This is a genomic window from Aneurinibacillus aneurinilyticus ATCC 12856 (assembly GCF_000466385.1).
GTDB classification, from domain to species: Bacteria; Bacillota; Bacilli; order Aneurinibacillales; family Aneurinibacillaceae; genus Aneurinibacillus; species Aneurinibacillus aneurinilyticus.
Window position 1 is genome coordinate 27,780 of the sequence record NZ_KE952910.1, and the last position, 12,761, is coordinate 40,540.

A 12,761-nucleotide genomic window follows, 5' to 3' on the forward strand; every position below is an offset into this window, starting at 1 on the left:
GATGCGCCCTGCGCTCCGGCAGAAGAAAGGCCAATGTGTCGGTTTATCAAATCAGGTGTATATCGGAGAGGAAGGGATACGATGAATGTAACGAAAGCGATTCAACGGGCGATTCAAGAAACAGCGGAAGGCATGATTTCATTTCGTAACTATATGGAATATGCGCTGTATTCGCCGGAAGGCGGATACTATCAGCAAGAAAGACCGAAAATCGGCAAGCGGGGAGATTTTTATACGAACGCTTCAGTTGGCTCTGTATATGGAGAAATACTGGCTGATACGCTATGGGAAATGATAAACAAGCTTCCTTCTACCGAGCTTGCGATTGTGGAGATGGGAGGAGGAAACGGGCAATTAAGTGCACAAATTCTTCGTTCTTTGCGGGAGACGGATCGCCTAGCTACATGTACATCATCCCTGACATATGTAATGATCGAAGCAAGTGCATATCATCGTGTGCTCCAGGAGGAAGCGCTTCGCCCCTTTCGGAATAGCATTGACGTACAATGGTACAGCAGCGTGGATGAGGCGAAAGCTGTATGGCCAGAATTGCGTGGAATACTGCTATCTAATGAACTGCTGGATGCGTTCCCTGTTCACATTGTTGAATACCGGGATGGTAGTTGGTATGAAGTGTATGTAATAGAGAATAAAGAGGGAGGTAAGCCGTTTACTGAGCGATTAGGGCCGCTTTCTACCGGTATGCTTGCAGATTATATCAAAAAACAGGGCATTCCTCCGTTGGAAGGTTATCGAGCAGAAATAAATTTAGACAGTATACGTTGGATGGAAAGTGTGGCGGAATGGCTGGTCAAAGGCTATGTACTTACCGTTGACTATGGATATGAGAGGGGCGTATTATATACACCTTCTCGAAAAAAAGGAACCCTTCTATGCTATAAAGAACATACAATGAACGAAAATCCTTATGAAGAACCCGGTACACAGGATATAACAACCCATGTGAATTTCTCGGCACTGATGGATGCAGCAGAAGGGAAGGAGCTTGAGACGATAGGTTTTTATACGCAGCAGCAATTTTTAATGCAGGCGGGAATATTGCAAAAGCTTGAGGAACATACAGGAGGCGATCCGTTCCGCAATGAGGCGGCAAAACGAAATCGTGCTATTCGGCAGCTCATTATGGCAGAGGGAATGGGCAGCGTATTCCGCGTACTAGTTCAGGTGAAACATGCTGAGAAGAAGCTTGCAAGTTGTACCCCCTGGACACTGCAAAGATAAAAGCAAAGCGAAAGCATAGAAAAAACGGAGCGGGGTTCCACTCCGTTTTTGCATGTATTATAAGAATGAGGACACCGTGTTTACGATTGCGCTTGCATGATCACCTTCAAGATTCGTCGGATAGTTACCGAAGAAAGCGTAAAACATGAAGCCCGTAAACGCTAACAGCAGATAAGTCATAAAAATCATCATGTACGTTCTTTCAGAAAGCTCAACAAAGCTTAAGGCAAGAAACATGCCCGTTTGAGCGAAAAATAACAGTGCCATTGCTTGTAAGTCACCCCATAACCCCATTAGTGCAATGACCAGGCAAAAAAATGCCAAGACGCGGTACATGCGTGCCATTCTAAATCCCCTCCTTTTACTGCTGTTGTAGATAACCCTATTAATCATTATTATTATAATCTAATAGGTAAAGACTGTAAACGCGAAGGTTTGTCTATTGTATGACACATCATTAGGAAAGACGCAACATCGTATAGTCGCAGGACTTACATCCTGTTAACATCGAGTTCTCTTCAATTAATGAAATATTTTCGCCGAAGTATGTCTCGAAAATACCAAGCAGAAGTGCGTGGTGCATCCGGCATATACTTTGGGGATTTTTTGATGCAGCTTCTTTGAACGTGCAATTGTATACACGAAAACGGAGATTTTGTTCACCGATAAGCTCAATTTCAGGATTGAGTCCCTGTGCCAGCACTAGACGGTGAATAGAGGCGATTTTCTCCTCTGTATTCATTTCGCTAATGCTTGTCCGCTCTTTTTCAATCGCTTGTCTTGCCGCCTCATGTCCGAATTTACGTCCCATTTCGTAAAGTGCTTTCTGCCCAGCTTCCCCCAGAGAAATCAATGTTTCAATAGCAATATTGGCGAGCAATTGATAGTCACGTGGCGGGAACTGTAGGCTGATGACCTGATCAGATAAAGAGTACAAACGACTCGGGCGACCGCCCTTGCCGGTTTTTTCCGAAGCGGAATTCAACAAATTCACATCTTCAAGCTTCGTCAGGTGAAGACGCGCAACATTTGGGTGAATATCAAATTGGTCAGCAATTTCCTGTACAGTAACGGCCCGGTGGTTGGCTACAATGTATTGGTAAATGGAAAAACGGGTTGGATCAGCAAGCACGCTGGTCAATTTCAAAGTTTCATTTTCCACTGGTAGTCCCCCTCATTATTTCTTATATCTGGGGTTAATTATAGTACAAATAAAGGAAAGGGTAAATGAAACTTTTGTAAACACTATTGACATAGAAATAAATCCAATAATATAATTAAATAAATTAAAGATAGTAGGTATTCCTATTCTCTATTCACTTTACATTATTTATAAGCTATATATTTGTTACATATGAACATGATTTGACTTTTCAATTATTATATCGTGGTGCGAGGTGGGAAAGAAGTAGGGCATTGGGAGGTTCTATATGTAGATCCAGCCCCCTTCCTTTCTCTTGTCGTACTTCGGTCCGTAAAAATGTCAATGTATCAAGCTAATTTATATAGATAACATGCGAATAGTTGACAAGGAGATGACCGGGGATGAGTGAGCATCACCTAACATTTTTTACTTATCCAAGCTGCACCTCTTGCCGTAAAGCCAAAGCGTTCCTGAAAGAGAAGGGAGTTGAATATGATGAACGTCATCTGTTCAAAAATCCTCCTTCGGCTGAGGAGTTGTTAGAAATTATTAAAATGACTAACAATGGCACCGATGATATTTTATCGACACGCAGCCGCAAGTTCAAAGAATTGGACAAGGATATTGAAGACATGACTGTCTCCGAACTGTTGGAGATGGTAAGCGAAGAGCCGAGGTTGCTTCGCCGGCCGATTATTTTTGACGGAGAGAATTTAATCATCGGCTATAATCGTACCGCCATGCAAGATTTGTTAGCATAGCGCTACATACACTTGTCAAGTAAAAAGCCGACGGGCGTTCCCGTCGGTTTTTTGTGCTACAATATGGATGGAGGAGATGACGTTGCAACCACATAAAATTATGCTCGTAGATGGCATGAGTTTGCTATTTCGCGGGTACTATGCGCTAGTAAATCGGGGGCCGATGTATGCAAAGAATGGATACCCGACAAATGCTATCTACGGATTTATGCAGTATTTTTTTGATGCGATAGGAACTTTCGCTCCGACTCATATCATTTGTTGCTGGGATATGGGAGCGAAGACATTCCGTAATGAAAAGTTCCCGGACTATAAAGCGAACCGAGGAGAAGCTCCCGATGATCTGCTGCCACAGTTTGAACTGGTCAAAGAGATGGTAGAAGCGCTCGGAGTACGTAATATAGGTGTGCCGGGTTACGAAGCTGATGATGTCATCGGTTCGCTTAGTCGTACGTTTGCAAAGGAAGCACAGATTATTATTTTGACCGGCGATCATGATGCGCTTCAACTTATTGAAGAGAACGTGCATGTGGCGATTATGAAAAAAGGCTTGTCTAATTATAAAGTGTACACGCTGGACGTATTGCATGCTGAGAAGGGGCTAAGCCCGATTCAAATGATTGATGTGAAAGGTCTTATGGGAGACGCTTCGGATAATTATCCGGGAGTTAAAGGAATAGGCGAGAAGACAGCTATTAAATTGATTACTGAATATGAAACGATTGAGAATTTGCTTGCTAATGTAGACAAGCTTACGCCTGCATTACGCAAAAAAATTACAGAAAATATCGATATGCTTCATCTATCCCGTGAACTGGCGACGATTGCCTGCGATGTCCAACACGAGATGACACTTGATGGTTGTGCTTGGTGCATCGATATGGAGCATGCGCACCAGAAATTTGCCGAATACGAGATTCATCGTCTTTTGAACAGATTAGTTGAATATACGGATACGGCTAGATAACGTATACAGGCTTGCGAATACATACGTTCAGGAGGATAAAGGAGGGAATAAAGTGAATACGGTTTTACTAGACAAACAGGATGGAATCGCACTGGTTACGTTGAACCGTCCGAGTGTCCGAAATGCCATTAGCTTCGAAATGATAGAAGAGTTGGACGTTTGTTTGGATGAGCTTGCGTCTGATAAAGAGGTGAAAGTGCTCATTTTCACGGGAGCGGGAGATAAAGCGTTTGTATCTGGGGGCGACCTGGATCAATTTTTGTCGGTGCGTACAAAGGATAAATCATATCCTATGCTTATGCGTGTGGCCCGCCTGCTGAGTAAAATCGATCGCTATCCAAAGCCAACAATCGCGATGATGAATGGTGCTGCCATCGGTGGTGGCTGTGAATTCGCAGCCGCGTGCCGGTTTCGTATTGCAAGTGACAAGGCAAGGATGGGCTTTGTGCAAATCGGCATGCATATTATTACAGGCTGGGGCAGCGGTACCCGTTTGATGGAGAAAATAGGTACGAACAACGCTTTGGAGTTGCTGTTAACTGGAGAATTGTTTGATGCAGCGTACGGCAAGGAAATCGGATTTATCGACCGTGTATTCCCACATGAAGCATTGCATGACGAAGTGATGAAGTTTGCAGGACGGATTGCAGATAAGCCGCTTGCAGGTATTGAGGCGTATATGAAAATAGCCAAGATGGTGGATTCCGGCCTGGCAGGGGAGGTATGTATCGAAGAAGAAATCGATTTATGCTCCTCGCTCTGGGGATCAGAAGCTCATTACGGTGTTGTTCAGAAGTTTTTGCAAAAAAAATAAACGAAAAAAACACTCTTCTTCCGTTTAAATCTTTTAGCTGCTGGACATACTATTTTACTAGAAAATCATTCTATGAACTCTAGTAAGTGCATAAAAATAGTGGTAACAAGGCCATTTGGAATTAAACGGAGGGATTTATATATGACTGTAACACGTCAAGATGCATGGACGCCGGATGATGATTTGCTGCTAGCAGAAGTGACGCTACGACATATTCGCGAAGGAAGTACCCAACTGTGCGCATTTGAAGAAGTAGGTGAGCGCCTCAGCAGGACGGCGGCTGCATGTGGATTTCGCTGGAACAGTGCTGTGCGTAAACGTTATGAAGATGCCATACAAATCGCTAAGGCGCATCGCCAGGAGCGCAAGAAAGCGAAACGGAGGCTGAAAGGCATTTCTTCGGTTCCTCTTATGGAAAAGGCAAGTCTAGCAGAAGAAACCTCTCAGGCTGAAATGGATGAGGCAGTTGCTGTAAGACAGCAGGAGATGCAGGAAGAAATTTCTCTCGATGTTGTCATTCGTTTTTTGCGTGGACAGAAAGATGCATATAAGCGTATGAAGCAGCTGGAAAAGGAAGTAGCTGATAGCCGCAAGGAGCTTGCAGAGCTTCGCACCGAGAATGAGAGTCTAAGAGAAGAATTGTCTTTGATGAAGTCGGACTATCAAGTTGTTAACGATGATTATAAAGCTTTGATTCAAATTATGGATCGTGCGCGTAAAATGGCATTTCTCGGTGGAGAAGAAGAGGTTGATGTGAAACCTCGTTTTAAGATGGATGCTAATGGAAATCTTGAGCGTGTCGATTACAGATAAAAAATAAGAAAAACTTGCAGACAGTGCCGTTCGTCTTTTTTTCACAACGAAGTCGAACGGCCGCTTTGTGACATGTCGGTCTTTTTCACCCGCCGTGTCACGTGCTCCACAGGGAATAAAGAAAACTTCGCTGGTGCCAAACTAGCGCGCAGGCAACACTATATAAGTTACACTTGATATTTTGACATGATCACGTGGTTGGAAGTAGGAAATTCGGAAAAAAGAAGAGGTTGGATGCGCCTTGCGCTCCGGCAGAAGAAAGACCAGTGTGTCTTTTTCTAGTCTCTGATTTTCTCCGTCTTTTTTTATGACATTTAATTAAAAAAATTTTGAAATTAAGAAGGGGATTTTTAATCCTTTGTAGAAAATGTCATTTATAGAGTGATTGATTTTTACATATTGTGCATGAAAGGGTGAGCAAATGAAGATCAAAACGATTCTCATTGCGAATCGGGGCGAAATCGCCCGTCGAATCATACGGACATGCAAAGCAAAAGGAATTCGCACGATTGCGGTTCATTCTGAAGCGGATGCACCCATGCCTTTTGTGCGTGAAGCGGACGCTGCGGTCGTTATTGGTCCGCCGCCGGTAGTGAAGAGCTATTTGAATATGGAAGCGATTATACAGGCTGCTAAAGACCATGGGGTTGACGCAATTCATCCAGGTTACGGCTTGCTTTCGGAGAACGGGAATTTTGCGAGAAGGTGTGCTGAAGAAGGTATTGTGTTTATCGGTCCTCGTCCTGAAGTCATGGAAGATATGGGCGATAAAATTCGTGCGCGAACACGAATGATGGAAGCCGGGATACCGGTAGTTCCGGGATATAACGGTAGCATTGCGGATGCGGAAGAAGCGTGCAGCATTGCAGCGGATATAGGATATCCAGTCATGTTAAAGGCAAGCGCGGGCGGTGGCGGGATCGGCATGCAAGTGTGTGAAAATGAGGAAGAAGTGCGAAAAGCGTTTCAGTCTGCCAAAGGGCGGGCAAAAGCGTATTTTGGCAACGATGATATGTTTATTGAGAAGTACATTGAAGAACCACACCATATTGAAGTGCAGATTGCTGGTGACGAGCATGGTCACATCATCCATCTGTTTGAGCGGGAGTGCTCGATTCAGCGACGTCATCAGAAGGTGATTGAAGAAAGTCCGTCTCCGTTCCTGGATGATGTGACGCGAGAGGCAATTTGTCGGACAGCCGTTCAGGCTGCACAGGCGGTTGGTTATACGGGAGTCGGAACTGTTGAATTTATTATGAATGGAGAACAGGAGTTTTTCTTTTTGGAAATGAACACGCGCCTTCAGGTAGAGCATCCCGTTACTGAGGCGGTAACAGGCTTTGACCTTGTGGAGATGCAGTTAATGATCGCCGAAGAGAAAGCGCTCACAATTTCGCAAGAAGAGGTAATACAGCGTGGACATGCGATAGAACTTCGAATTTATGCTGAAGATCCAATTACGTTCATGCCGTCTCCGGGTACGATTTCAAGATATGAACAACCGGAAGGGAAAGGGATTCGTGTTGATGATGCTGTTGAGTCAGGCTCAACCATTACACCGTACTATGATCCAATGATAGGCAAGTTAATCGTCAGTGGAAACACGCGTGCCGAAGCGATCGCCCGTGCCGAGGAAGCACTCGCACAGTATGTAATCGACGGCATTAAAACAAATCTTCCTATGCTTGGTGATGTGCTGCGTGATGAAGCGTTCGTTGCGGGAACATACACAACACAATTCGTTCAACAAATGAAGCGGACGACCAATAAATAATACAATACGGGAGGAATATAAAATGAAACAAATCGTAGCAAACATGGCAGGTACAATAATCAACGTATTGGTCAATGAAGGGGACGAGGTGAGAAGTGGAGCTGATGTGGTCATGCTTGAATCAATGAAGATGGAAGTACCTGTAGCGGCCGAGACGTCCGGTAGGGTAACAGCGATAAAAGTGAATGTAGGGGATTTCGTTAACGAAGGAGATGTGCTGATCGAGCTTGAAGGGTAAGGAGGAAGAAGTATGACAAACCGGATTACCCTATTTGAAGTCGGTCCACGTGACGGACTTCAAAATGAGAAGGAAATTATTGACACCTCTCTTAAAATTGAACTGATTGAGCGATTAGTCAGTTCGGGTATTCGCAGGATTGAAGCCACTTCATTTGTTAATCCAAAGTGGATTCCGCAATTGGCGGATGCCATAGATGTGCTGAATGGAATTCGGCGAAAAGACGGCGTTGTCTATAGTGCGCTTGTGCCAAATTTGAAAGGATTGGAACGTGCGCAGCAGACCGGAATCAAGGAAATTGCGGTCTTCATGTCAGCTAGTGAATCGCATAACAAGAGCAATATTAATAAAACGATAGAAGAAACGTACCCTGTATTACGGGAAGTGGCCGAAACGGCAACGGCGATAGGCATAAAGGTGCGTGGCTATGTATCAACTGCATTCGGCTGTCCATATGAAGGAGATGTGCCTCTTTCAGCAGTGGCCCGTGTGACGGAAGAGCTGCTGCACATGGGAGTGTATGAAGTGTCTATTGGAGACACGATTGGTGTCGGGACACCCGGACAGGTAAAAGAACGCTTCACCTCGCTTATTGAGCTGTTCGGTAAGGAGAGGCTCGCCGGTCATTTCCATGATACGCGCGGAACCGGGCTTGCCAATGTCTATGCAGCACTTGAAGCAGGCATTCGCACATTTGACAGCTCCGTTGGCGGACTTGGCGGCTGTCCGTATGCGCCTGGTGCATCTGGCAATATCGCTACAGAAGATGTTCTCTATATGTTGCATGGCATGGGCATGGAGACAGGAGTAAAACTGGAGGAAGTCGTGGAAGCAGGTGCGTTCTTGGAGAAGATATTGAACCGCACGTTGCCTTCGCGGGTGCTGCAGGCAATGAAGACAACATGTATGGAAGGGGAAAGTGCGAATGAGTGATACACAACAGGTAAATAAAACGTTAGAGGAGACGCTTCACGAACGGATTGAGCGGGTTCAGCGTGGCGGCGCAGAGAAATATCATTCGAAAAATAAAGAGCATAATAAGCTGTTTGTACGTGATCGGCTGAAGTTGTTGTTCGATGATGAGTTTCAACTGGAGGATGGGTTGTTTGCTAACTTTATGGCTGGGGATTTGCCGGCGGACGGTGTTGTGACCGCCATTGGTAAAGTGAATGGGCAAACCGTATGCGTCATGGCGAACGATTCCACAGTTAAGGCTGGTTCTTGGGGAGCTCGAACGGTAGAGAAAATTATTCGTATCCAGGAAACAGCCGAAAAACTTCGTGTACCGATGATTTATCTTGTAGATTCGGCAGGTGCACGTATTACTGACCAAATTGAGATGTTTCCGGGACGTCGTGGCGCAGGGCGTATCTTTTACAATCAAGTGAAGCTATCCGGTATGGTTCCACAAGTATGTGTATTGTTTGGCCCTTCTGCAGCAGGCGGCGCATATATCCCGGCGTTCTGCGATATTGTTGTTATGGTAGAAGGTAATGCCAGCATGTATCTTGGCTCTCCGCGTATGGCTGAGATGGTAATTGGGGAGAAAGTTACGCTCGAAGAGATGGGTGGTGCGCGTATGCACTGCTCTGTCAGCGGCTGCGGCGATGTGTTGGCCTCCTCTGAACAAGAGGCGATCGAATCGGCACGTCAATATCTATCTTATTTTCCAGCTAATTTTCAGGAGAATCCACCAGTGCGCGAAGCGAAAGCGCCGAAAGCGGAAGCTCGTAGTGTAGAAGAAATTGTACCGACGAATCAAAATGCTCCGTTTAACATGCATGAATTAATAGAGGCCATTGTAGATGAAGATTCATTTTATGAGATGAAGAAGCTGTTTGCGGCAGAGTTAATTACTGGATTCGCCCGTATGGACGGCAAACCTGTAGGAATTATTGCAAACCAACCGCGCGTAAAAGGCGGCGTACTGTTCGTCGATTCAGCAGATAAAGCTGCACGTTTTATTAATTTGTGTGACGCGTACGGTATCCCGGTGTTGTTCCTTGCTGACGTTCCCGGCTTTATGATTGGCACAAAGGTGGAACGCGCCGGTATTATTCGTCATGGAGCCAAAATGATTTCAGCGATGTCGGAAGCAACCGTCACAAAAATTTCGGTTATTGTGCGTAAAGCATATGGTGCCGGTTTGTATGCGATGGCAGGCCCTGCGTTTGAGCCTGACTGCTGCTTGGCATTGCCTACCGCACAAATCGCGGTTATGGGACCGGAAGCCGCTGTTAATGCTGTATATAGTAATAAAATTAATGCCATTGAGGATGCGCAGGAACGCCAGAAATTTGTAATGGAAAAACGAAAAGAATACCAGGAAGATATCGATATTTATCGTCTGGCTTCTGAGCTTATCATCGACGGAATTGTGGAAGGAAGCAGGTTGCGAGAGGAGCTTATCGGGCGCCTTGCAGCCTACAGCAGCAAGCAATTGACCTTTTCGCACCGCAAGCATCCGGTTTATCCAGTATAATCCGCATGGTGACATGCCGGATGCATGCGGCTCCTTGATTGACATTCCAGAATACGCATGGATATGCTATGATGAAACATAATGATAGCAATTGAGGAGCAGGAACATGAGTCATTCTTTTCGGCAGCGTATTCTGGCGGCTGCGCATAAGATTTTTATCGAAAAAGGATACCGGCAAGCGGATATGCGGTCTATTGCTAAAGAGGCAGGAATTGCGGTCGGTACGATTTATAACTATTATCCGAATAAAGCCGTACTGTACCAGGCCATTCTAGTTCAGCAATCAGATGAGCTTGATTTTCGTATTTTTGAGATTACACGTGATGAGAACCAGCATACCGCTGAAAAGTTACAATCTATTACGGATTTGCTGCTTGCTTTTGTGGTTCGCCATTCCAGTTTCTGGCGTGAGATTGTTGAGGACCCACAGCGAAATGTAGAAATACATGATGAAGGACATAAAGCGCAAATGCGGGCGCATGAGCAACTAAAAAAGCATCTGTTCAATGTGTTTGCGGAATCTTCCGAGGAGTCCTTGTGGATTGAGCGTCATGTATTGACGTATATAGCGGCGGTAACACATATAGGAGTATTTTTTCCTGATCAACTGGAAGAAAACCAGAGATATGTAAGGGGGCTGGTTCAACGTATGCTTAGTTTGTCGAGGGCTGAAACTGATATAGTTGAACATATTCAAGACTGAACAGAGATAAGATAGATGGGAGACATATTTCCTGTCTATCTTTTTTTTGCCTTCCGGATCATACATGTGATAATAACCTTGTATAAATCAAGGGAGGACAGGTAGAAAAAATCCTCACTGAGTGAAGTTTTGCTTTGTATGTTATACTTATTTAAAATAAGAGAAAGAAAGGATGAACCATGTGCAGATAGAACAGGTGCAACTGCCATCCGGCCAAATGCTTGTACACGATTATATACATAATTACGGGATAGTAAGGGATTTCTATTCATATACTCCTTACAAGCAAGCAAGTTTTGCAAAGCGTCTTACATGGCTTGAATCGCATGCAGTGCAGCATCGGGAGGAGTTAGCAGACGGATTGCTCGCATTTAATCAGAAGATAGGCAATCATGCACGAGCTACAGAAAATATTGAAAAACTGCGCCGTTCGGATGCATATGTGATAGTAGCGGGACAGCAGGCAGGTGTATTGACCGGACCGCTTTACACGATCCACAAGGCGATTACGATTATCCGCCTTGCCGCTGAGCAAGAAAACAGACTGGGCAAGCCGATCGTTCCAATATTTTGGATTGCTGGAGAAGACCATGACTATGAAGAGGTTAATCATGTGTACACGCAGACACGCGATTCACAGGTAAAAAAAGTAAAGCTGGCGGTCGAATCAGAAGGACGATCTTCTATCTCGCATTTTAAGATAGATACAGATGAGATGCAGGCATTGGTTAATGAATACTTTGCAGAGCAAATTGAAACGGAGTTTACGGGAGAGATTAAAGAGAGGCTGTATGGATTTGCTGAACAGTCTGATACGCTGACCGGCTTCTTTGCTCGAACGATGGCGTGGCTGTTTGGTGAGCAGGGGCTCGTGTTAATGGACGCCGCCCTCCCGTTTGTACGGCGCCTTGAAGTTCCAGTGTTTACACAAATCATTGAACAGAATGCAGAGCTAAACGAGGCAGTCGCCAGGCAAGGAAAAAAACTGGAAGCACTAGGTTATCGTAAGCAGGTTGAAACGGATGCTACTAACGCACAGTTTTTTATGTATCGAGCAGGAGAACGGATTGGCATGATACGTCTTTCTGACGGTACGTTCCAGACACGTGATGGCAGCGAGACATACGCTAAGGAAGATTTGTTGACTTTATTGAAGGAACAACCAGAACGATTCAGCGCGAATGTGGTTACCCGTCCCTTGATGCAGGAACATTTGCTGCCAACGCTTGCTTTTGTCGGCGGTCCGGGGGAAATTGCCTACTGGGGGCTTTACGCAGAATACTTCCGGTGCATGGGTTATGAAATGCCGCCGCTTATCCCACGGTTGTCATTCAGCTTGCTGGAGGGTGCGGTTCAAAAAAATATGCGCAAATACGAGTTGAGTGTAGAAGATGCATTGCTGCGACTTGTAGAAAAAAGGGAACAGTTCTTAATCGCGCAGGATACGCATCATCTTGAACAAAAATTCGGGAATGCAAGGGAGAGGATCAGACAACTGTATGAACCTCTTATTCAGGAAGCGACACATATTGAGCGCGGGCTACAAAAGTTGGGTGAGAAAAATCTGGAAAAAATTTTAGAACAGGTGACTTATTACGAGCATAAAGCTCAGGCAGCATTTATTAAACAGCACGAAGCTGCCTTGCGCCAATTCGATAAGGTTGCTCTTTCATTGTTTCCATTGGACAAACCACAGGAACGCGTTTACAATATATTTGGTTATCTTAACAAGTACGGCATGGATTGGTTTAGAGAGTTTGCTTCGTATCCGTACGAAATCTCACCTGACCACTATGCGGTATCCATTGATTAAAAATGGGAGG

Annotated in this window: 13 protein-coding genes; 11 read left to right on the forward strand and 2 right to left on the reverse strand. The window is 45.0% G+C overall.

Annotated elements, in window-relative coordinates; all coding sequences use genetic code 11:
* On the forward strand, positions 1–1,242 hold a 1,242-nt coding region (locus HMPREF0083_RS24150; protein ID WP_209421098.1), incomplete at its 5' end, for a class I SAM-dependent methyltransferase.
* Between the two features lie 57 nt (positions 1,243–1,299).
* On the opposite strand, the gene HMPREF0083_RS24155 is transcribed toward HMPREF0083_RS24150, so the two are convergent.
* Both HMPREF0083_RS24155 and HMPREF0083_RS24160 read right to left on the reverse strand, forming a co-directional pair.
* Entirely contained in the window at positions 1,300–1,587 is a 288-nt protein-coding gene (locus HMPREF0083_RS24155; RefSeq protein ID WP_148316059.1) for a DUF2626 family protein, read from the reverse strand.
* Between the two features lie 112 nt (positions 1,588–1,699).
* Positions 1,700–2,404, reverse strand: coding sequence for a helix-turn-helix transcriptional regulator (locus HMPREF0083_RS24160; protein WP_021624571.1), 705 nt, complete (start codon positions 2,402–2,404; stop codon positions 1,700–1,702).
* A gap of 383 nt (positions 2,405–2,787) precedes the next feature.
* Here HMPREF0083_RS24160 and HMPREF0083_RS24165 point away from each other — a divergent pair, with 383 nt between their 5' ends.
* From HMPREF0083_RS24165 to bshC, 10 genes are all read left to right on the forward strand, one after another.
* Positions 2,788–3,147 (forward strand): Spx/MgsR family RNA polymerase-binding regulatory protein, encoded by a 360-nt coding sequence (locus HMPREF0083_RS24165; RefSeq protein WP_021624572.1) that lies wholly within the window; start codon positions 2,788–2,790, stop codon positions 3,145–3,147.
* Between the two features lie 76 nt (positions 3,148–3,223).
* Complete coding sequence (locus tag HMPREF0083_RS24170) at positions 3,224–4,114, forward strand: 5'-3' exonuclease (protein ID WP_040304829.1); 891 nt, start codon at positions 3,224–3,226, stop codon at positions 4,112–4,114.
* A gap of 52 nt (positions 4,115–4,166) precedes the next feature.
* Positions 4,167–4,928, forward strand: coding sequence for an enoyl-CoA hydratase/isomerase family protein (locus tag HMPREF0083_RS24175; RefSeq protein WP_040304831.1), 762 nt, complete (start codon positions 4,167–4,169; stop codon positions 4,926–4,928).
* A 141-nt stretch (positions 4,929–5,069) separates the two neighbouring features.
* A complete protein-coding gene (locus HMPREF0083_RS24180) occupies positions 5,070–5,741 on the forward strand; it encodes an RsfA family transcriptional regulator (protein ID WP_040304833.1) in 672 nt (223 codons plus the stop codon).
* 427 nt (positions 5,742–6,168) lie between these two features.
* Positions 6,169–7,515: an acetyl-CoA carboxylase biotin carboxylase subunit gene (locus tag HMPREF0083_RS24185; RefSeq protein ID WP_040304912.1), complete on the forward strand. Its 1,347-nt coding sequence runs from the start codon at positions 6,169–6,171 to the stop codon at positions 7,513–7,515.
* A gap of 22 nt (positions 7,516–7,537) precedes the next feature.
* Positions 7,538–7,753: an acetyl-CoA carboxylase biotin carboxyl carrier protein subunit gene (locus HMPREF0083_RS24190; protein ID WP_021624577.1), complete on the forward strand. Its 216-nt coding sequence runs from the start codon at positions 7,538–7,540 to the stop codon at positions 7,751–7,753.
* Between the two features lie 12 nt (positions 7,754–7,765).
* Positions 7,766–8,686, forward strand: a complete 921-nt coding sequence (locus tag HMPREF0083_RS24195) for a hydroxymethylglutaryl-CoA lyase (protein ID WP_021624578.1) — start codon at positions 7,766–7,768, stop codon at positions 8,684–8,686.
* Complete coding sequence (locus HMPREF0083_RS24200) at positions 8,679–10,235, forward strand: acyl-CoA carboxylase subunit beta (RefSeq protein ID WP_021624579.1); 1,557 nt, start codon at positions 8,679–8,681, stop codon at positions 10,233–10,235. The genes HMPREF0083_RS24195 and HMPREF0083_RS24200 overlap by 8 nt, the downstream gene beginning before the upstream one ends.
* A 106-nt stretch (positions 10,236–10,341) precedes the next feature.
* The gene (locus HMPREF0083_RS24205; RefSeq protein WP_021624580.1) at positions 10,342–10,938 is read left to right on the forward strand and encodes a TetR/AcrR family transcriptional regulator; all 597 of its coding nucleotides are present in this window, start codon (positions 10,342–10,344) and stop codon (positions 10,936–10,938) included.
* A 172-nt stretch (positions 10,939–11,110) separates the two neighbouring features.
* Entirely contained in the window at positions 11,111–12,751 is a 1,641-nt protein-coding gene (gene bshC, locus HMPREF0083_RS24210; RefSeq protein WP_021624582.1) for a bacillithiol biosynthesis cysteine-adding enzyme BshC, read from the forward strand.
* Positions 12,752–12,761 lie beyond the last annotated feature (10 nt).